The sequence below is a fragment of the Agrococcus jenensis genome, from assembly GCF_003752465.1.
In the GTDB taxonomy this organism is placed as follows: Bacteria; Actinomycetota; Actinomycetes; order Actinomycetales; family Microbacteriaceae; genus Agrococcus; species Agrococcus jenensis.
The window spans coordinates 2,789,042-2,808,236 of sequence record NZ_RKHJ01000001.1; the positions used below are offsets into that span (position 1 = coordinate 2,789,042).

General features: G+C 73.3%; 16 protein-coding genes. 8 read left to right on the plus strand and 8 right to left on the minus strand.

Going from position 1 to position 19,195, the window contains the following annotated elements:
* On the minus strand, window positions 1-3,483 hold the full coding sequence (gene smc / locus EDD26_RS13740) for a chromosome segregation protein SMC (protein WP_123698218.1): 3,483 nt from the start codon (window positions 3,481-3,483) through the stop codon (window positions 1-3).
* 124 nt (window positions 3,484-3,607) lie between these two features.
* Between smc and EDD26_RS13745 the strand changes: the two genes are divergently transcribed.
* Genes EDD26_RS13745 through EDD26_RS13760 form a run of 4 tightly spaced genes read left to right on the plus strand, consistent with a single transcriptional unit; the run spans window position 3,608 to window position 8,286 of the window.
* Entirely contained in the window at window positions 3,608-4,684 is a 1,077-nt protein-coding gene (locus tag EDD26_RS13745; RefSeq protein WP_123698219.1) for a GNAT family N-acetyltransferase, read from the plus strand.
* The gene (locus EDD26_RS13750; protein ID WP_123698220.1) at window positions 4,681-5,766 is read left to right on the plus strand and encodes a GNAT family N-acetyltransferase; all 1,086 of its coding nucleotides are present in this window, start codon (window positions 4,681-4,683) and stop codon (window positions 5,764-5,766) included. Before EDD26_RS13745 ends, EDD26_RS13750 begins: the two co-directional genes overlap by 4 nt.
* Window positions 5,763-6,854: a GNAT family N-acetyltransferase gene (locus EDD26_RS13755; RefSeq protein WP_123698221.1), complete on the plus strand. Its 1,092-nt coding sequence runs from the start codon at window positions 5,763-5,765 to the stop codon at window positions 6,852-6,854. Before EDD26_RS13750 ends, EDD26_RS13755 begins: the two co-directional genes overlap by 4 nt.
* A gap of 28 nt (window positions 6,855-6,882) precedes the next feature.
* Window positions 6,883-8,286: an aldehyde dehydrogenase family protein gene (locus EDD26_RS13760; protein ID WP_123698222.1), complete on the plus strand. Its 1,404-nt coding sequence runs from the start codon at window positions 6,883-6,885 to the stop codon at window positions 8,284-8,286.
* 128 nt (window positions 8,287-8,414) lie between these two features.
* Here EDD26_RS13760 and EDD26_RS13765 read toward each other — a convergent pair whose 3' ends face one another.
* The 5 genes from EDD26_RS13765 to EDD26_RS13785 are packed head-to-tail and all read right to left on the minus strand — an operon-like array spanning window position 8,415 to window position 11,463.
* Window positions 8,415-9,044, minus strand: coding sequence for a DUF2461 domain-containing protein (locus EDD26_RS13765; protein WP_123698223.1), 630 nt, complete (start codon window positions 9,042-9,044; stop codon window positions 8,415-8,417).
* Window positions 9,045-9,079: 35 nt separating this feature from the next.
* Window positions 9,080-9,991, minus strand: a complete 912-nt coding sequence (gene mutM / locus EDD26_RS13770; RefSeq protein WP_123698224.1) for a bifunctional DNA-formamidopyrimidine glycosylase/DNA-(apurinic or apyrimidinic site) lyase — start codon at window positions 9,989-9,991, stop codon at window positions 9,080-9,082.
* A gap of 1 nt (window position 9,992) precedes the next feature.
* The gene (rnc, locus tag EDD26_RS13775) at window positions 9,993-10,685 is read right to left on the minus strand and encodes a ribonuclease III (RefSeq protein ID WP_123698225.1); all 693 of its coding nucleotides are present in this window, start codon (window positions 10,683-10,685) and stop codon (window positions 9,993-9,995) included.
* 10 nt (window positions 10,686-10,695) lie between these two features.
* The gene (gene rpmF, locus EDD26_RS13780; protein ID WP_123698226.1) at window positions 10,696-10,899 is read right to left on the minus strand and encodes a 50S ribosomal protein L32; all 204 of its coding nucleotides are present in this window, start codon (window positions 10,897-10,899) and stop codon (window positions 10,696-10,698) included.
* A 3-nt stretch (window positions 10,900-10,902) separates the two neighbouring features.
* Window positions 10,903-11,463: a YceD family protein gene (locus EDD26_RS13785; RefSeq protein WP_123698227.1), complete on the minus strand. Its 561-nt coding sequence runs from the start codon at window positions 11,461-11,463 to the stop codon at window positions 10,903-10,905.
* A 248-nt stretch (window positions 11,464-11,711) separates the two neighbouring features.
* On the opposite strand from EDD26_RS13785, the gene EDD26_RS13790 reads away from it, so the two are divergent.
* Window positions 11,712-13,217: an HNH endonuclease signature motif containing protein gene (locus tag EDD26_RS13790; RefSeq protein ID WP_123698228.1), complete on the plus strand. Its 1,506-nt coding sequence runs from the start codon at window positions 11,712-11,714 to the stop codon at window positions 13,215-13,217.
* A gap of 29 nt (window positions 13,218-13,246) precedes the next feature.
* Here EDD26_RS13790 and EDD26_RS13795 read toward each other — a convergent pair whose 3' ends face one another.
* Entirely contained in the window at window positions 13,247-14,035 is a 789-nt protein-coding gene (locus EDD26_RS13795; protein ID WP_123698229.1) for a ZIP family metal transporter, read from the minus strand.
* On the opposite strand from EDD26_RS13795, the gene EDD26_RS13800 reads away from it, so the two are divergent.
* The gene (locus tag EDD26_RS13800) at window positions 14,019-15,581 is read left to right on the plus strand and encodes an MFS transporter (RefSeq protein ID WP_425453453.1); all 1,563 of its coding nucleotides are present in this window, start codon (window positions 14,019-14,021) and stop codon (window positions 15,579-15,581) included. The genes EDD26_RS13795 and EDD26_RS13800 overlap by 17 nt on opposite strands.
* 7 nt (window positions 15,582-15,588) lie before the next feature.
* Here the strand turns inward: EDD26_RS13800 and EDD26_RS13805 are convergent, their stop codons facing one another.
* The gene (locus EDD26_RS13805) at window positions 15,589-16,377 is read right to left on the minus strand and encodes an SDR family NAD(P)-dependent oxidoreductase (protein ID WP_211333868.1); all 789 of its coding nucleotides are present in this window, start codon (window positions 16,375-16,377) and stop codon (window positions 15,589-15,591) included.
* A gap of 140 nt (window positions 16,378-16,517) precedes the next feature.
* Here EDD26_RS13805 and EDD26_RS13810 point away from each other — a divergent pair, with 140 nt between their 5' ends.
* Together EDD26_RS13810 and metX are read left to right on the plus strand one after the other, a co-directional pair.
* Complete coding sequence (locus EDD26_RS13810) at window positions 16,518-17,837, plus strand: bifunctional o-acetylhomoserine/o-acetylserine sulfhydrylase (protein WP_123698231.1); 1,320 nt, start codon at window positions 16,518-16,520, stop codon at window positions 17,835-17,837.
* 19 nt (window positions 17,838-17,856) lie between these two features.
* Complete coding sequence (metX, locus tag EDD26_RS13815; RefSeq protein WP_123698232.1) at window positions 17,857-19,089, plus strand: homoserine O-acetyltransferase MetX; 1,233 nt, start codon at window positions 17,857-17,859, stop codon at window positions 19,087-19,089.
* Window positions 19,090-19,195: the final 106 nt, after the last annotated feature.

Below are 19,195 nucleotides of genomic sequence, written 5' to 3' on the forward strand. Positions count from 1 at the left end.
CTACGCCTCGACGCGCTCCCGCTCGCGCACCGTGCGCTGGCCGACGACCGCCGAGACGCCGTCCTGTCGCATCGAGACGCCGTAGAGGGCATCCGCGATCTCCATCGTGCGCTTCTGGTGCGTGATGATGATGAGCTGACTCGCCTCGCGCAGCTGTTCGAAGACGGTCAGCAGTCGCCCGAGGTTGGCGTCGTCGAGCGCCGCCTCCACCTCGTCCATGATGTAGAACGGGCTCGGCCGCGCCTTGAAGATCGCGACCATGAGCGCGACCGCCGCGAGCGAGCGCTCGCCGCCCGAGAGCAGCGAGATGCGGTCGATCTTCTTGCCCGCCGGCCGCACCGTCACCTCGATGCCCGTCTCGAGCATGTTGTCGGGGTCCGTGAGCGCAAGCGCGCCCGAGCCGCCCGGGAACAGGATCGGGAAGACCTCGGTGAAGGCCGCCTTCGTGTCCTCGAAGGCCGCCGCGAAGATCTGCTCCATCGTCACGTCGAGATCGGCGATGATCTGCTCGAGGTCCTTGCGAGTGGACGCGAGGTCGGCGAGCTGCTCGGTGAGGAACGTGTGGCGCTGCTCGAGCGCGGCGAACTCCTCGAGCGCGAGCGGGTTGACGCGGCCGAGGCGAGCGAGCTTGCGCTCGGCGTCCTGCAGCCGGGCCTGCTCCGCTTTGCGGTCCCAGCCCTCCTCCGGCGCGTGCTCGGCGACGAGCACCGCCTCCTCGAGGCCCAGCTCGCTGCCGGCGCGCTCGAGCAGGTTCGACAGGTGCAGCCGCTGCTCGTACGCCTCCATCTCGGCGACGTGCACGTGCTCGGTGATCACCTGCAGCCGCTCGCGCAGGCTCGCCTCGTCGCGGCGCAGCCTGCCGAGCTCCTCGTTGCGGTCGCGTCGCGCGGCCTCGCGCTCGGCGAGCACGCCGCGGGCGTCGGCGACCGATCGCTCGGCGACGCCGAGCACCGGCGGGATCGCGGCGAGCACCCGTGCCGCCTGCTCGCGCTGGCGCTCGCGCAGCACGGCGCGCCGCGCGGCCTCCTCAGCGCGCGCCCGCTGCGCCTCGACGTCGCGGGCGAGCGACTCGGCGCGGGCGAGCTCGGCGCGCACGCGCTCGCGCGCCGTCTCGAGCTCGATGCGCAGGTCCGTCTCGGCCGTGCGCGCGGCCTCCAGCTCCTGCAGCATCCCGTCGCGCGCGGACGCGTCGAGCATCGGCCGCGGCTTGGCCTGGAAGCGCTCGAGGGCGAGCTGCGCAGCCTCGACGCCCTCCGCGGCCTCGCGGATGCCCTGCCTCGCCTCGGCGAGCGCGGCCTCGGCCCGCTGGTGCTCACCGGTCGCCGACTCGAGCCGGGCCCGAGCCCGGCTGCGCTGCTCGCCGCGCGCCGCCGACGCCGCGTCGTGCGCGCGGAGCTCCTCGAGCGCCTCCTGCGCGCCGCGCTTGGCCTGCTGGTGCGCCTGGCGCGCGTCCTCGAGCGCGCCCGCCTCCCGCTCGATCGCGGTCGAGAGCTCGTCGAGCCGCTCGGTCGCCGCGTCGCGCTCGGCGAGCAGCTCGAGCCGCGACTGCGCGTCGTCGCTGCCGCCGCGCAGCAGGTACTCGCTCACGTAGTCGCCGCGCCTCGTCACGATCGTCACCGGCGCGCCGAGCTCGAGCGCCGCGATCGCCGGCCCCGCCTGCTGCGCCGCCTCGAGCGAGTCGACGACGAACGTGAACGCGAGCACGCCCAGCACGCCGGCCGGCGCATCCACGACCGACGGCGCGTGCACGGCCCCCTCGATGGGCCGCACGCCGGGCCGCATGGGCGTCGCATCCGCGACGACCGCCTCGACGCGGCCGAGGCCGGCCTCGTGCGCGTGCTCGATCGCGGCCGCAGCGGCCTCGCGCGTGTCGGCGAGCACCGCCTCGCCGAGCGTGCCGAGCGCCGCCGCGATCGCCGCCTCGAAGCCCTTCTTGACCTTCACCCGCTCGGCCACCAGGCCTCGGAGTCCCGGGATGCCCGCATCGACGAGACCGGCGGACGCGTTCGCGGTCGCGAGCGCCGCCGTGAGGGCCGAGGTGCGGGCGGCGAGCGCATCGCGCTCGCGCTCGACCGCGTGGAGCGCCTCGCGCCGCTCGTCGAGGTCGGCGGAGAGTGCAGCCTGCCGGTCGTCGGCGTCGCGGTAGCGCTGCGCGAGCGACTCGGCGTCGCCGTCGGCCTGATCATCGCCGAGGTCGGTGGCGGCGCCCTGCGCGTCGGCGAGCCGCTGCTCGGCGTTCGCGAGCGCACTCGCGCGTCGCGCGACCTCCGCCTCGCGGGCGGCGAGCGTCGACTGCGCGACCTCGACCTTCGAGCGATGGGCGGCAGCCTCGAGGTCGTGGCGCGAGACCAGCGCGGCCTGCGCGGCGATCTCCTCGTCGAGCGAGTCGAGCCCGGCGCGGGCCAGCGCGGTCGCCGACGCGGCCTTGCCCAGGCGACCCTCGGCATCCGCCACCCGAGCGCCGAGCGCCGCGGCCTCGTCGCGCGCGGCCTGCACCATGTCGGGCGTGATGAGCGGTGCCGCGTCGCCGACCTCCGGCGCCTCCTCGAGCAGCGCGAGCCGCTGCCCCGCGAGCGCGTGCAGCGACTGCAGGCGCGAGAGCTCCCGCTCGAGCGCGTGGGCGACGGTGCGGGCCCGGTCGACGTCGTCGCCGACCATCGACTCCTCGATGCGGCCGGCGCGCAGGCGCGCCTGCTCGAGCTGCTCCTGCAGCACGATCCGCTCCGACTTGCGCTCCGACTCCGAGCGGGCGGCCGACTCCAGCTGCTGGCGCAGCCCGATGACCTCGTCGGCCATGAGCCGTGCGCGAGCGTCGCGGACGGTCGCCTGGATGGTCGCGGCCTCCTTCGCGATCTCGGCCTGCTGACCGAGGGGCTTGAGCTGGCGGCGGATCTCGCCCGTGAGGTCCTGCAGCCGCGTGAGGTTCGCCTGCATCGCGTCGAGCTTGCGGAGCGTCTTCTCCTTGCGCCGCCGGTGCTTGAGGATGCCCGCGGCCTCCTCGATGTAGCCGCGGCGATCCGCCGGCGTCGCCTGCAGGACGTTGTCGAGCTGACCCTGGCCGACGATGACGTGCATCTCGCGGCCGAGGCCCGAGTCGCTCAGCAGCTCCTGCACGTCGAGCAGGCGGCAGGACTCGCCGTTGATCGCGTACTCGGAGCCGCCGTTGCGGAAGAGCGTGCGCGAGATCTGCACCTCGGCGTACTCGATCGGCAGCGCGCCGTCGGCGTTGTCGATCGTCAGCTCGACGTGCGCGCGGCCGAGCGGCCCCGTCGTCGCGGTGCCGGCGAAGATGACGTCCTCCATCTTGCCGCCGCGGAGCGTCTTCGCGCCCTGCTCCCCCATCACCCAGGCGAGGGCGTCGACGACGTTCGACTTGCCCGACCCGTTCGGGCCGACGACGCACGTGACGCCCGGCTCGAACTGGAAGGTCGTCGGGCGCGCGAACGACTTGAAGCCCTTGACGGTGAGGGTCTTGAGGTGCATGCGGCTCCCGGGTCGGTGCTGGGAACACCGTAGCCGGGCGATCGCTCGTTGCGCCGACGGCACGCGCGCGGCTACTCTGCAAGGCTGCCCGCCGGCACGGTGCCGGTGCGAGCGGCGGAATCCCATGCAGATCGACATCCGCCCCATGGTGCTGCCGGCGCACCCGGACGAGGACGGCCCGGCGGGCGACGAGTTCCGCCTCGCGCACGCCTACAACGAGCGCAGCAACGCCGAGCGCTACGGCGAGGGCCTCTACGTGAACACCCCGGTCGAGTTCCTCGCCTCGCTGCAGCCGAACGCCGACTACCGGCTCGACCGGCTGCACGCGTGGGACGGCGACCGGCTCGTGGGCATCATCACCGTCTACTCGAACCTGCTCGACTCGACCGACGTCGTCGAGGCGCAGCCCGAGCTCTCGAGCGAGCTGAGCGCCGCCGAGCAGCACGAGCTCGCCGAGGCCCTCACCGAGCGCGCCCACGAGCTGGCGGCCGCGGCCGGGCGCTCGACGGTCATCATGTCGACCGTCGGCGCCGCCGAGGGCGCCGTCACCGCGACGAGCGGCTTCGGGGGTGCCGACCCCGCGCATCCGGAGGCCGCGCCGCTCGTGCGCCGCGGCTACGCCCTCGAGCAGGTCTACCGGGTGAGCGTGGCCGAGCTCGCCGACCTGCCCGACCTCGATGCGCGGCTCGTTGCGGCAGCGGCCGGTGCCCCGGCGTACGAGCTCGTGCGCTGGATCGGCGGCACGCCCGCTGAGCACCGGCCGGCGATGCGGACGCTCTACGAGCGCATGTCGACGGATGCGCCGATCGGCAACCTCGCCTGGGAGGAGGAGGTCTGGGACGAGCCGCGGCTGGCGGAGTTCGAGCGCACGGTGCAGGCGGGCGGCCGGACGCTGCTCACGGTCGCCGCGCGCGAGCGGTCGACCGGCGAGCTCGGCGGCTTCTCGACGCTCATCCTCCCGCTCAGCGGTGCGACCGCCCGCCAGCACGACACCCTCGTCACGAAGCCGCACCGCGGCCACGGCCTCGGCATGCTCATGAAGCTCGACAACCTCGTGCGGCTCCGCGAGCTGCGGCCGGAGCTCGTGCGCGTCGTCACCTGGAACGCCGAGGAGAACCGGCCGATGCTCGCCGTGAACGAGGCATCCGGATTCGCACCGGTCGCCTACGAGGCGCAGTGGCAGTGGAAGGCGGAGCGATGACGATCGAGATCATCGACGTGCAGGTGCCGGCCGCGTGGGACGACGACAGCGAGGGCGCCAGGCGGCTGCGGATGCTCGTCGACGTGCGCAACGCCGTGGTCGTCGACGGCTGGGGCGGCGACGAGAGCCACGCCTTCAGCTATCGGGAGGCCTGGGCGCAGTGGCAGAGCCAGGTGGGCGAGAGCGACGACCTCCGCACGGTCGCGCTCCTCGACGGCGTGCCCGCGGGGCGGGGCTACGCGTCGCGCGGCCTGCTCGAGGGGACGACGATCGCCGAGGTCGACGTGATGGTGCTGCCGAGCGCGCGGCGCCGCGGTGTCGGCGCTGCGCTCGCTGACGACCTCGTCGCGCGGATGCGGGAGCGCGGCGCGACGACGTTCCAGGCGTGGGTCGACCACCACCCGGAGCCGGGACCGACGATGCCGTCGCCGACCGGCTTCGGCGAGATCCCCGCCGCGAGCGCGCAGGTGGCGCTGCTGCAGCGCTACGGCTTCGAGCTCGAGCAGATCGAGCGGGCGAGCGAGCTGCGCCTCGCGGCCGCCGTGCCTGCGCTGGCCGCGCACCGCGCCGATGCCGAGGCACATGCCGCGCCGCGGTACCGCGTCGAGACCTGGGAGGGTCGAGCACCGGCCGAGCGGGTCGCATCGCTCGCCGCGCTGCACGCGCGCATGTCGACGGACGCGCCGTCGGCGGGCGTCGAGCACGAGGCCGAGGGCTGGGACGCGGAGCGGCTCGAGCGCTACGAGACGAGCCAGCTCGACGGCGGGCGCACGCTGCTGCGCGCGGTCGCGGTCGAGGCGTCGACGGGCGAGGTCGTCGCGTTCACGACGCTGGCGGGGCAGGGCGTCGCCGAGCCCTGGTACCAGCACGACACCCTCGTGCACGGCGAGCACCGCGGGCACCGGCTCGGCATGGCCGTGAAGGTCGCCAACCTGCTCGCGCTCGCGGAGCGCGACCCTGGGGGCGTCGTCCGCACCTGGAACGCCGAGGAGAACCGCCCGATGCTGTCGGTGAACGAGGCGCTCGGGTTCGAGACGATCTGCCAGGGCGGGGTCTGGCAGCGGAAGGAGTCGGCAGCATGACCGGCACGGTGGAGTACCTGGAGCTCGAGGCTCCGGCCGACGACTTCGACGAGGCGGCGCTCTCGCGCATCGCGCGCTACGTCGCGACGGCCAACCGCGTCACCCAGGACTTCTGGGGCGACGACTCGCGCGACACCACGGTCGGCGAGATCCTCGCGAGCATGCGCCACCAGGAGGACGAGGTCGTGCGCCGCTTCCTCGTCGTGGAGGACGGCCGCGACGTCGGCCGGTCGGTCGCCGCGCTCAACACCGAGGAGGGCGCATCCGTCGCCTACGTCTCCGCCTGGGTCGTGCCCGACGCGCGCGGGCACGGCCTGGGTCGGGCGATCGCCGAGCACACCGAGCGGGTCGCGATCGAGCTCGGTGCGACGACGCTGCAGGCGTGGGCCGACCACCGGCCGCCGGTCGAGGGCGACGCCGCGGTCTCCCCCGTGAGCGGCCACGGCTCGGTGGCCGCGGATGCCGCGGCGCGGCTCGCCGTCGCGATGGGCTACGCGCTCGAGCAGGTCGAGCGCATCTCCGAGCTCGACGTCGAGGCGGCCAGGGGTTCGCTCGAGCAGCACCGCGCGGATGCGGCGGCGACGGCGGGCGACGCCTACGAGGCGCGCTCGTGGTCGGGTCGCACTCCGCCGGAGGTGCGCGACGGCATGGCGGCCCTGCACGCCCGGATGGCGACGGATGTCCCGAGCGCGGGGCTCGACACCGATGCGGAGCACTGGGATGCCGCGCGACTCGAGCGCACGGAGCGCGAGTTCGAGGAGGCGGGGCAGTCGATCCTGCAGGCCGCTGCGGTGCATCGCGCGACCGGCGACGTGGTCGCCTTCACGGTGCTGCTCGTGCCCGCCGAGGGTCGCCCGGCCACGCAGGAGGACACGCTCGTGCACGCCGACCACCGCGGCCACCGGCTCGGGATGCTCGTGAAGGCGGAGAACCTGCTGCAGCTCGGCCGCCTCCACCCCGACCGCTCGCGCGTCGTCACCTGGAACGCCGAGGAGAACCGCCCGATGCTCGCCGTGAACGAGGCGCTCGGCTTCACGCCGGTCGGTGCCGAGGGCGGCTGGCAGAAGCGCGTCTCCCCCGCCGGTTGAGCACAGCGCGACCTGCGACCATGGCCGGATGAGCGAAATCCGCACCGAAGCCCCGCCCGCCGCATCCGTCGACGGCATCGCCGCCGAGCTGCGGGCCGCGGTCGATCGCGGCGTCACCCGGCCGAGGGCGTATCGCGAGCAGCAGCTCGAGGGGCTCGTGCGCATGCTGCTGCAGCACGCGTCGGAGTGGGAGGCGGCGCTGAAGGCCGACCTCGGCAAGAGCGAGATCGAGGCGCACCTCACCGAGATCGGCTACGTCGTCGCGGAGGCGCGCGCGGCACGCAGGAGCCTCCGTCGCTGGATGGCACCCACGCGGGTCGCGGCACCGCTCGCCCTGCAGCCGGCGACCGCGCGCACCGTCGCGGAGCCGCTCGGAGCGACGCTCATCATCGCGCCGTGGAACTACCCGCTGCACCTCGCCCTCGCGCCGCTCATCGGGGCGATCGCCGCCGGCGACGCCGCCGTGGTGAAGCCGAGCGAGCTCGCGCCCGCCACCTCGCGGCTGCTCGCGCGCCTCGCGCCCGAGCACCTCGACCCGAGGTCGGTGCGGGTGGTCGAGGGCGCCGTCGACGAGACGACGGCGCTGCTCGAGCAGCGCTGGGACCTCATCTTCTACACCGGCAACGGCACCGTCGCGCGCGTCGTCGCCGCGGCCGCCGCCAAGCACCTGACGCCGACCGTGCTCGAGCTCGGCGGCAAGAGCCCCGTCTACGTGCACCGCTCGGCCGACATCGCGGCTGCCGCGCGCCGCATCGCGTGGGGCAAGTGGATCAACGCCGGGCAGACCTGCGTCGCCCCCGACCACATCCGCGTCGACCGGGAGGTCGCCGACGAGCTCGTCGAGCAGCTGCGCCGCGCGACCGCCGAGCAGCTCGGCGACGCGCGCACATCACCCGACTTCGCGCGCATCGTCAACGGGCGCCACCTCGAGCGCCTGCGCGGCCTGCTCGGCAGCGGCTCCGTGGTCACCGGCGGCGAGGTGGACGCCGATGCGCGCTACATCGCGCCCACGATCCTCACCGACGTCGCGGAGGATGCGCCGGTGATGCAGGAGGAGATCTTCGGCCCGATCCTGCCGGTGCTGCCCGTCGACGGCGTCGACGGCTTCATCGAGACGATGAGCGGGCGCGACAAGCCGCTCGCGCTCTACGTCTTCGCACGGGACCGGGATGCCGTGCGGCGCGTCGAGCGCGAGACCTCGTCGGGCGGGCTCGGCATCAACATCGCCGTCGCGCACGTCGGCGCGGCGGGGCTGCCGTTCGGCGGCGTGGGCGAGAGCGGCTCGGGCGCGTACCACGGGCGGCACTCGTTCGAGGTCTTCAGCCACCGGAAGGCCGTGCTCTCGAAGCCGACCGCGGTCGACACGCTGCGGGTGATCTACCCGCCGTTCACCGAGCTGCGCGGCAGGATCGCGAAGCGCATCCTCGGCTGACCCCCTCGCGGATCGAGTAGCAGTGCGAAGCACCGCGTACCTGCTGATCGAGTAGCAGCCGAAGGCCGCGTATCGAGATCACCGCGCCACATGCTGATCGAGTAGCTGCCGAAGGCCGCGTATCGAGATCACCGCTTCGGCGCCACGTGCTTCGCCGCCCACGCGACGAGCGGCTGCAGATCCTCCACCGTGTCGAAGAGCGCGTCGAGCAGCGCCGGTCCGGCATCCGCCGGCTCGACGTGCCGGCGCGCGGTGAGCCACTTGTAGCGCAGCAGCTCGATGCGCGGATGCTGCGGGTCGACACCGCGAGGCGCCGTCTTCACCGCCTCCCCACCCGGCTCGTAGCCCGCGCGCTCGAGCTCGGCGACGATGCCCTCGAGCTCGGTGCCCGGCGCGACCGCCTCCACGGCGGCGCGGTAGGCCTTCGTGAGCGTCGCGTCGCCGAAGAAGCCGCCGCCGAGCGAGACACCGGTCGCGTCGAGGTTGAGGAACCAGCCGATGCCGGACGCGCGCTGCGCGAAGAGCCCCTGCCGCGTCTTGTACGGCGTCTTGTCGTTCGCGAAGCGCACATCCCGGTAGGGACGGTAGATCTTCACGGTGCTCGCGACCGGCTCGAGCTCCTCGGCGAGCGCCTCGAACGGCGCGCGCACGGCCTCGTCGTAGCGGTGCTTGTTGGCGAGCCACCAGGGCTTCTCGTTGTTCGCCTCCAGCTCGCGGTAGAACGCGAACGCATCGTCACCGAATCCGTCGAATGCCATCCCTCGAGCCTACGACGCGGCGCCTCCTGGTCGCGTCAGACGGCGATGCCGCGCGGCCGCCGCTGGCACCGCGGGCACCGCGTCGACGAGCGGTTCGCCCACGGCTCTCGCACCATCGTCGAGCCGCAGCGGGGGCACGGCAGGCCTCCGCGCCCGTAGGCGTTGAGGCTGTGCGCGAAGTACCCGGCCTGGCCGTTGACGTTCACGTACTGCGCGTCGAAGGAGGTGCCGCCCTCGGCGAGCGCGAGGTCGAGCACGTCTCGCACGTCGGCGAGCAGCGCGAGCGCCCGCGCCTGGGTGAGGCGCTCCCCCGGCGTCGCGTAGTGCAGCCGACTGCGCCACAGCGCCTCGTCGGCGTAGATGTTGCCGATGCCCGAGACGAGCGTCTGGTCGAGCAGTGCCGCCTTCACGCCCTGGCGGCGCATCCGCAGGCGTCGGGCGACAGCGGATGCGTCGAACGCCGGATCGATCGGATCGAGCGCGATGTGCGCAGCCTGATCGGGCACGCCGTCGACGGTGGGCCGCACGGCGAGGCCACCGAACAGGCGCTGGTCGGCGAACCGCACCTCGACGGGGCCGTGCCCAGAAGGATGCAACGCCGGCTGGTCGAGCAGCAGCCGGATGCGCGTGTGCCGGTCCGCGGCAGCGCCTGGCTCGCGCACGAGCATCTGGCCCGACATACCGAGGTGGGCCAGCAGCGCCTCCGGCCGATGCATGTCCGCACCGTGAGCACCGATCTCGCCCTCGAGCGGCACCCACAGGAACTTGCCCCGGCGGGCGGGCACGCCGAGCGTGCGTCCGACGAGGGTCGCCTCGAAGTCCTCGGGTCCCCCGGTGTGTCGCGAGAGCGAGCGCACGTCGAGCACCTCGACGCCCTCGATGCGAGCGCCGGTGACAGCGGGCGCGAGGCCGGCGCGGACCACCTCGACCTCCGGCAGCTCCGGCACGTCAGGACCGCGCGGGGTCCGCGGCGGTGAGCCGGCCGTGCGCGGCCAGCGCGGCGGCCATCTCGGCGACCTTCTTGCTCGTCCCCGAGCCGGTCGCCACAGCCTCGCCGTCGATCCGCACGGTCGCGGTGAAGGTGCGCGCGTGGTCGGGGCCGGTGGCATCCACCTCGTAGACGGGGGCGCCGACGCCCTGGGCGGCAGCGACCTCCTGCAGCGCGGTCTTCGGGTCGAGCGCGGCGCCGGTGCGGCCCGGGTCGTCGAGCAGTGGACCGACGAGCCGCAGCACGAGCGCGGCGGATGCGGCGTGACCGGCGCTGAGGAACGCGGCACCGAAGATCGCCTCGACGGTGTCGGCGAGGATCGACGGCTTGTCGGCACCGCCGGATGCCGCCTCGCCCTTGCCGAGCCGGATGTGCTCGCCGAGCCCGATGCTGCGCGCGACCTCCGCGAGCGCGACCGACGAGACGACGCCGGCACGGCGCTTCGCCAGCTCACCCTCGGTGGCGTCGGGAAAGCGGCGGTAGAGCTCGATCGTGATCGCCTGGCCGAGGATCGAGTCGCCGAGGAACTCGAGGCGCTCGTTGTGTGGCGTCCCGCCGTGCTCGTACGCCCACGACCGATGCGTGAGCGCCAACGACAGCAGCCCGGGGTCGATGTCGACCCCGAGCTGCTCGAGCAGTCGGTGCTCCGTCACAGGACGGAGATCAGACGTCAGCGACCTTGCGGCCCTTGTACTCCATGTACAGCGGGGTGCCGGCGGAGTCCTCGACGACCTTCGCGCGGTGCGGGAGGCTGTAGACGGTCTTGCCGCCCTCGATCGTCTTCACGAGCTTGGGCACGACGGCCTTCCACTGCGAACGGCGCGCACGCGTGTTGGACCGCGACATCTTCCTCTTGGGAACAGCCATTGCTCACTCCTTCTTCGGCGCCTGGGCGCCATCTTCCGACTTGTCGTCGGTCACGTCTTCGGTGAAACCCTGGAGCGCTGCCCATCGGGGATCGATGGTCTCCTTCGGCACGTATTCCGTGCCAGGCTCGAGCCGTTCCCCTGTCTCCGGGTCGAGCCCAGAGCAGTCCGGTCGATCGACCGGTTGGAACGGCAGCGCCAGCACGACCGCGTCCCGGACCACCGGAAGCAGGTCGACAGTTTCGTCGACCACGAGGTAGTCGGTTTCCGACGCACCAGCATACGCGAACAGCTCGAGGAAGTCGACTTCGACATCCAGGTCGAACTCCACGAGGCACCGCGAGCACGTGGCGAGCGCGGTGACGAAGGCCTCGCCGGTGACGAGGATGCCCTCGTGGACGCTCTCGAGCCGGGCGTCGAGCTCGACGGGCTGGTCGGGCAGCACGGTCGCGAGACCCTCGCCGACCTTCTCGCCGAAGGGGGCGGTCTCCTCGACCTCGCGCATCCGACCCGGCTTCTGCACGATGTCGCGCACAGACAGCGTGAAGGGGTGGGGGGTGGGCATGCCTCCAGTCTAGGCGACCGCTCCCGCCGGTCGAGCCGGTCCGCGCGCGCAGCGCCCTGACCGAGTCGAGACCACCCCCCTGCCGGTCGAGCCGGTCCGGGCGCGCAGCGCCCCGACCGAGTCGAGACCACCCCTGCCGCCGGTCGAGCCGGTCCGGGCGCGCAGCGCCCCGACCGAGTCGAGGCCACCCCATCCCGGGTTCTCCACAGCCCCCATCCGATGTCAGTGGCCCGTGGTGTACTGCGCTCATGGACGACTGGGGGATCGACGGCGAGGGCTACATCGCCGCGATCCGCGCGGGTGCGATCGACCCGTTCGGCCGCACCGCCGACGAGCTGCAGGCGGAGCTCGACGCGCACGACGAGGAGTGGGCGGAGCGGCTGATCGCGATGACGCCTGCGGAGCTCGACGCGGTCGTCGAGGGCCGCATGGAGGTCCCGCAGCTGCCGCGGCCGGCGGAGTCCGAGCCGATGCGGCTGCTGCGGCTCGAGGAGCAGTTCGCGGGCCGGGTGAAGGCGCTCGAGGCGCAGCGGGCGAGGCTGGAAGCCGAGGAGCGCGAGATGCTCGCCGCCCGCCTCGACCGGGTGCGGGCCGATGGCGGGGAGGTCGTGACCGGGCTGCGGGAGGCGGCGTCGATCCTCGCGGTCGAGCTGCGCCAGTCGGATCGCGGCATCGAGCAGCGCATGTCGGCCGCCTGGACGATCGTGCACGAGCTGCCGCTCGCGCACGCCGCCCACAAGTCGGGCCGGATCTCCGGCAGCCACCTGCGAGTGATCGAGCAGGAGACCCGGCCCGTGCGGGCTGACGACGCGGTCGACGCGACGCACAGGGCACGGGTCGAGGCGGAGCTCGTCGCGATCGCCGAGGACACGACGCCGTCGCGGCTGCGGTCGCGGGCGAAGCTCGTCATCGACCGGGTGCTGACCGCGCCGCTGCAGCAACGGCACGACATCGCCCGCGAGCGCCGCGACGTGTACCTGGTCGACGCGGGCGACGGGATGGTCGACCTCGGCGCCCGGCTGCCGGCGCTGGTGGGGACGGCGATCTTCGACCGGCTCACGCAGGCCGCGAAGGGCAAGGCCAAGGACGACGGGCGCACGTTCGACCAGTTCCGCGCCGACGCGTTCGCCGAGCTGCTGCTCGCCGGGGTCTGCCCCGACGACCTCCACGGCATCAGCCCGATCACGGCGACGGTTACGATCACCATCCCTGCGACTGAGCTCCTCGGCGACCCGGGCGCGACCGACGTGCCGGAGCTGCGGTTCCCCGCGCTCCTCGACGGGAAGATCCTCGTCGACTCGGCCACCATCCGGTCGCTGGCGGCAGAGACGATCACGTGGGAGCGGCTCTTCCTGCACCCGGTGACCGGGCTGCCGGTCACCGTCGACACGTACACGCCGAACCGCGCGCAGCGGCGCGCGCTTCGCGCCCGGGACGGGCACTGCCGCTGGCCCGGCTGCTCGAACCCCGTCCACCGCGCCGACCTCGACCACACCCAGGACTGGGCCAAGGGCGGGAAGACGACGATCGGCAACCTCGCCCACCTGTGCCGCCGCCACCACGTCATGAAGCACTCGACCAGGTGGACCGTGAGGCAGCTGCCCGGCGGCGTGCTCGAGTGGACCTCACCCCTCGGCCGCATCATCCGCGACGAGCCAGAACCCCAAGGACCGGTCTTCGTCGAGCGCGACCCGATCTGGGGACTCCCCGTCACCGCCGCCACCGGACCGCCCGGCGACCCGCCACCCTTCTGAGCCGACTCGCGTCAGGCACGCCGCCGCGGTCAGGCGAGCGACAGCACGAACGACAGCACGAAGCCCGCTGCCGTGCTCATCGCGACGGCGGGGCCACCGTGCTCGTACGCCTCGGGCATGAGCGTGTCGGCGAGCGAGGCGATCACGGCGCCGGCCGCGAACGCGAGCGGCAGCGATATCGACTCGGGGTCGACCGACGCGAGCGGCCCGGCACCCAGGACCACCGCGCCGACGAGCAGCACCGCGCACGCCGTCCAGAGCCCGAGGATCTTGGCTCGCGCCATCCCCTGCGTCCGCATCGACGATGCCCCGACGAGCGCCTCCGGCAGGTTCGAGACGAAGATCGCCGCGAGCAGCGCGAGGCCGCCGGAGCCCTCCCCCAGCGAGACGCCGAGGGCCACGTTCTCGGGCACGCCGTCGAGCGTCACGGCAGCCAGCAGCGCGAGCCCTGCCGCACCCCTGGTCGTCGCCTTCGTCGCGCTGCGATCGGAGGCCGCCGCATCGGTGTCGAGCTTCGCGCTGCCCTGCACCTCGTCCGCGGGCTTGCCCTTCCCGGGCTGCGCGGCCCGATCGAGCAGCGCGCTCAACCCGGTGAAGACGGCCGCGCCCAGGAACAGTCCCACCGCGGCACGCCAGATGCCGCCCATCTCGTAGGCGTCCTCGAAGAGCTCGAAGGCGAGCGCGGTGATGAGCGCGCCGGCGGCGAACGAGAGCAGGATCGCGAGCAGCCGCTTGGGCAGGTCGAAGCGGACCCCGACGAGCGCGCCGATGATGAGCGCGCTCGAGGCGACGATGCCAAAGATGAGCGACTCCCCCATGCGGGAAGCGTACGTCCGGGAGCCGCGTCGTGGGGGACAGATCTCCGCCGCGCCTTCGCGAGCGCGCCGGCTGCGCGCCGGGCCGCGAGCGCGATGCCATGATGCACTCGTGCCAACGACGCGCGCCGTCCCCCTCGCCCTCATCGGCTGGCTCGTGTGCGTCGAGCTCACGAGCGGCGTGCTGCAGGGCTGGTACGTGACCCTCACGCCCGACATCGCGCGGCACCTCTCGGTCACCGACGCCGACGTCAACTGGTTCGAGGCCGGGCAGCTGCTGCTGTCGGCGCTCATGGTGCCGGTGCTCGCGAAGCTCGGCGACATGCACGGCCACAAGCGGATGCTGCTCGTCGCGACCGCGCTCACCGCCGGCGCGAGCTGGTGGATGGCCTTCGCAGGTGACTTCTGGAGCTACCTCATCGCCTTCTCGCTGCAGGGCGCCTACGCCGTCTGGCTGCCGCTCGAGGTCGCGCTCATCTTCGACCGCGGACGTCGCACGGGTGCCGCACCTTCAACGACGAGGCGCGCGGCGGGACTGCTCGTCATCGCGCTCGAGGCGGGCGCGATCCTGGGGGCGCTCGGCTCTGCGATCGCTCTCGGCGCCTTCGGCGAGGCGATGGCGCCGACGCTCATGGTGCCGGCCGCGATGGTGACGCTCACCTTCTTCGCGATCCTGTGGGGCGTGCCCGAGTCGGAGCCGCTCCCCGGCCGCAGCCTCGACGCCGGCGGCTTCGTGCTGCTCGCGCTCTCGCTGCTCACGATCACCTCGGGACTCACCTTCCTCAAGATCGGCGGAGCGGATGCGTGGTGGGGCTGGGCGGTGATGCTCATCGGCGTCACGCTCCTGCTCCCCTTCGGCCGCTGGGTGCTCGGCAAGGACGACCCCGCGATCGACCTGCGCGTCATGCGCCGCCCCGAGATGTGGCCCGTGCAGCTCACGGCCGGCCTCGTCGGGGTCAGCCTGCTCGGCGCGCAGACGCCGCTCGCCACCTACGCCGGCACCGACCCGTCGCTCGGCTACGGCCTCGGCCTCGATGCGTCGGGGCGCTCGATCCTCATCGGCGTCTACCTGCTGTCGCTCATCGTCGGCGCCGCCACCCTCGCCGTGCTGTCGACGCGCATCCGCCCCCGACTGCTGCTCATCGTCGCGGCGACCCTGGTGGGCATCGGCTACCTGCTGCTCGTGCCGTTCCACCTCGAGATCTGGCAGGTCTTCGCATGCATGGCGATCGCAGGCGTCGGCTCGGGCGCCCTCGTCGGCGCGCTCCCCGCGGCAGCCGCTGCCGCGGCACCGCGCGGGCAGACCGGCGTCGCCACCGCCATGACGAACACGACGAAGACCATCGGCGGCTCCTTCGCGTCGTCGATCTTCGCGATCGTGCTCGCGGTCGGCGCGATCGGCACCGCGGCGAGCATCGGCGGCTACCTCGTCGTCTGGATCGTCTGCGGCGTCACCGCGCTCGTCGCGGCCGTCGGGCTCGTGGCGGTGCCGCGGCTCGCGTTCGCCGACCCCGAGCCGGCACGGGAAGCCACGACGCCGACGCGCTGAGGCCCGGCTACTGCTTGGCGACGAGCGGCCCGCGGTGCACCATCCACGGGTGCGTCTGCGCGACGGGCTTGATGATCGTCTCGTCGATCGAGACGTGGCCCGGCAGCGCGAGGATGTCGGTCATCACCTGCGCGACGTCGTCGGCCGACAGCGGGTCCTGCACGTCCTTGTAGACGGCATCCGCCTTCTCCTGGTCGCCCTCGAAGCGCACGAGCGAGAACTCCTCGGTCCACACCATGCCGGGCGCGACCTCCATGACGCGGATCGGCTCGCCGTGCAGCTCGAGCCGCAGCACGTCGACGAGCTGCTTCTCGGCCGACTTCGCCGCGTTGTAGCCCGAGCCGCCCGAGTAGGCGACGGTCGCGGCGATCGAGGTGACGACCATGATCTCGGCGTAGCCGCCCGGCGCATCGTCCGTCGCTCGGGTCGACGCCCGCAGCAGCGGCAGCACCGCGTCGATGACGCGCTTCGCGGCGATGACGTTCGACTCGAACATCCAGCGCCAGTCCTCGATCGTCGTCTCGGCGAGGGGTGCCGCGCCCTTGGCGCCGCCCGCGACCTGCACGAGGCTCGTCGGCCGGAACGCCGCCGCGGCCTCGGCGAGCCGGGCGATGTCGCCCTCGTCGGTGAGGTCGGCCGCGAGCACCTCGCAGCCGATGTCCGCGGCGAGCGCCTCGAGCCGCTCCGCGCGGCGGGCGACCGCCAGCACCTGCCAACCGCGCTCGACGGCCTGCCTCGCGACCGCCTCCCCGATGCCGCTCGACGCACCCGTGACGATGATCCGCTTCTCGCTCATGCCGCAATGCAAGCACCGGATGCGCCGCGAGCGCCAATCGCGTCTGTTACGCCGTGCGTCGGGCCGGGCTGGCCACCGCCGCGCATCCGCTCCACCCTGGGGCGAGCACGTCGATCAGCCGACAGCCGAGGAGGCGCACCATGAGCGACTGGAAGTTCGAGACCCTGCAGGTCCACGCGGGGGCGCAGCCCGACCCCACGACGAAGGCGCGCATCACGCCCGTCTACCGCACGACCTCGTACGTGTTCGACAACGCCGACCACGCCGCCCGGCTGTTCGGGCTCGCGGAGTTCGGCAACATCTACTCGCGCATCATGAACCCCACGAACGACGTCGTCGAGCAGCGGCTCGCGGCCCTCGAGGGAGGCGCAGCGGCGCTCCTCCTGTCGTCCGGCCAGGCGGCGACCACCTACGCGATCCTCAACATCGCGAGCGCCGGCGACCACATCGTCTCGTCGTCGTCGATCTACGGCGGCACGTACAACCTCTTCAACTTCACGCTGAAGCGCCTCGGCGTCGACGTCACCTTCGTCGAGGACCAGGACGACCTCGACGAGTGGCGCCGCGCGATCCGCCCGAACACGAAGCTGCTGTTCGCCGAGACGATCGGCAACCCGCGCATCAACCTGCTCGACATCGCCGGCGTCTCCGGCGTCGCGCACGACGCGGGCGTCCCGCTCGTCGTCGACAACACGATCGCGACGCCGTACCTGATCCGCCCGCTCGAGCACGGCGCCGACATCGTCGTGCACTCGGCGACGAAGTTCCTCGGCGGCCACGGCTCGGTCGTCGCCGGCGCGATCGTCGACGGCGGCCGCTTCGCGTGGTCGCAGTCCGACAAGTTCCCCGGCCTCACCGAGCCCGACGAGTCGTATCACGGCGTCACCTTCGCCGAGGCGCTCGGCGACCAGATCGCCTACATCATCAAGGCGCGCGTCACGCTGCTCCGCGACGTCGGCGCATCGTCCTCCCCCGACTCCGCCTGGCAGCTGCTGCAGGGCATCGAGACGCTCTCGCTGCGCCTCGACCGCCACGTCGAGAACGCGACCGCGGTCGCGCAGTTCCTCGAGTCACACCCGCAGGTCGCGGGCGTGCACTACGCCGGCCTGCCCTCGAGCCCCTGGCACGAGCGCGGCAAGCAGATCGCCCCGCGCGGCACCGGCGCGGTGCTCTCGTTCGAGCTCGTCGGCGGCGTCGAGGCGGGCAAGGCGCTCGTCGAGTCGCTGTCGCTCTTCAGCCACCTCGCCAACATCGGCGACGTGCGCTCGCTCGTCATCCACCCGGCGTCGACGACGCACGCGCAGCTCACCCCCGAGCAGCAGCTCACCGCGGGCGTCACGCCCGGGCTCGTGCGGCTCTCGGTCGGCATCGAGCACGTCGACGACCTCATCGCCGACCTCGGCACCGGGCTCGAGGCGGCGGCCGCGAAGGCGGCCGCGCTCGAGGCCGCCGCGGTCTGAGCCGAGACGGCGGGCACCCGTGGACTGGCAGCTGAGCGACGACGTCCAGCCTGCCTCCAGGGTGCCCGCCGCGCGGCTCGTCGACGCGCTGCCGTTCGGCGACCCGTCGACGACCGGCCACTCCCGACCCGTCCCGGTCACCGGCGCCTGGCGCCCCGGTGACGACCCGGGCGATCGCCGCTTCGCGCGCATCGGTGACATCGACGTCGAGGCGGGCGGCACGATCTCGGATGCGGTGCTCGCGTACGAGACGTGGGGTCGCCTGAACGACGCGCGCGACAACGCCGTGCTCGTCGCCCACGCGCTCACCGGCGACAGCCACGTGCGCGGCGACGCGGGTCCCGGGCATCCGACCGCCGGCTGGTGGGCTGACGTCGTCGGGCCGGGACTGCCGATCGACACCGAACGGTTCTTCGTCGTCGCGCCCAACATGCTCGGCGGCTGCCAGGGCTCGACCGGTCCAGCGTCGCTCGCCGCCGACGGCGTCGAGTGGGGCTCCCGCTTCCCGCGCGTCACCGTGCGCGACCAGGTCGAGGCGCAGCGCCGGCTCGCCGACCGGCTCGGCATCGGCCGCTGGCACGCCGTCGTCGGCGGTTCGATGGGCGGCATGCACGCGCTCGAGTGGGCCATCACGCATCCCGAGCGGGTCGGCGCCGCCGCCCTGCTCGCCTCGAACGCCGCGACGAGCGCCGACCAGATCGCCGCGAACTCGCTGCAGATCGAGGCGGTCACGACCGACCCCGGCTGGCTCGGCGGCGACTTCTACGACCTCCCCGGGCACGCCGGCCCGGCTCGCGGGCTCGCGCTCGCCCGACGGATGGCCATGCTCGGCTACCGCTCCCCGCACGAGCTCAACGAGCGGTTCCGGCGCGAGTGGCAGTCGAGCGTCGACCCGCTCGCGGGCGGCCGGTTCCAGGTCGAGTCGTACCTCGACGTGCACGGGAACCGCTTCACCCGCCGGTTCGACGCGGGCTCCTACGTGCGGCTCGTCGACGCCATGTCGACCCACGACGTCGGCCGCGGCCGCGGCGGCGTGGAGGCGGCGCTCGAGCGCGTCAGCTCACCGACGCTCGTCGTCGGCATCTCGAGCGACCGGCTCTTCCCCGTCGCCGACCAGCAGCGGCTCGCCGCCGGGCTGCCGACCAGCGTGTCGGGCGCCGAGCCCGTCGTGCTCGAGAGCGGCTTCGGCCATGACGGGTTCCTCATCGAGACCGGCCGCGTTGGCGACCTGCTCGCGCCGCTCCTCGCCTGACACCGCGAACGGTCCGCGCCGACCGGCGCGCAGCAGCATCACCACCGATCCCACCAGGATCGCGACGTGCAGCAGGTTCCGCACCGTCAGCAGCAGCACCGCCCCG

What these genes read in the sequence shown, in the direction of transcription:
- smc (WP_123698218.1), bottom strand. Translation starts at nt 3,483, where the DNA reads ATGCACCTCAAGACCCTCACCGTCAAGGGCTTCAAGTCGTTCGCGCGC.
- EDD26_RS13745 (WP_123698219.1), top strand. Translation starts at nt 3,608, where the DNA reads ATGCAGATCGACATCCGCCCCATGGTGCTGCCGGCGCACCCGGACGAG.
- EDD26_RS13750 (WP_123698220.1), top strand. Translation starts at nt 4,681, where the DNA reads ATGACGATCGAGATCATCGACGTGCAGGTGCCGGCCGCGTGGGACGAC.
- EDD26_RS13755 (WP_123698221.1), top strand. Translation starts at nt 5,763, where the DNA reads ATGACCGGCACGGTGGAGTACCTGGAGCTCGAGGCTCCGGCCGACGAC.
- EDD26_RS13760 (WP_123698222.1), top strand. Translation starts at nt 6,883, where the DNA reads ATGAGCGAAATCCGCACCGAAGCCCCGCCCGCCGCATCCGTCGACGGC.
- EDD26_RS13765 (WP_123698223.1), bottom strand. Translation starts at nt 9,044, where the DNA reads ATGGCATTCGACGGATTCGGTGACGATGCGTTCGCGTTCTACCGCGAG.
- rpmF (WP_123698226.1), bottom strand. Translation starts at nt 10,899, where the DNA reads ATGGCTGTTCCCAAGAGGAAGATGTCGCGGTCCAACACGCGTGCGCGC.
- EDD26_RS13785 (WP_123698227.1), bottom strand. Translation starts at nt 11,463, where the DNA reads ATGCCCACCCCCCACCCCTTCACGCTGTCTGTGCGCGACATCGTGCAG.
- EDD26_RS13790 (WP_123698228.1), top strand. Translation starts at nt 11,712, where the DNA reads ATGGACGACTGGGGGATCGACGGCGAGGGCTACATCGCCGCGATCCGC.
- EDD26_RS13800 (WP_425453453.1), top strand. Translation starts at nt 14,019, where the DNA reads ATGAGCGACTCCCCCATGCGGGAAGCGTACGTCCGGGAGCCGCGTCGT.
- EDD26_RS13795 (WP_123698229.1), bottom strand. Translation starts at nt 14,035, where the DNA reads ATGGGGGAGTCGCTCATCTTTGGCATCGTCGCCTCGAGCGCGCTCATC.
- EDD26_RS13805 (WP_211333868.1), bottom strand. Translation starts at nt 16,377, where the DNA reads ATGAGCGAGAAGCGGATCATCGTCACGGGTGCGTCGAGCGGCATCGGG.
- EDD26_RS13810 (WP_123698231.1), top strand. Translation starts at nt 16,518, where the DNA reads ATGAGCGACTGGAAGTTCGAGACCCTGCAGGTCCACGCGGGGGCGCAG.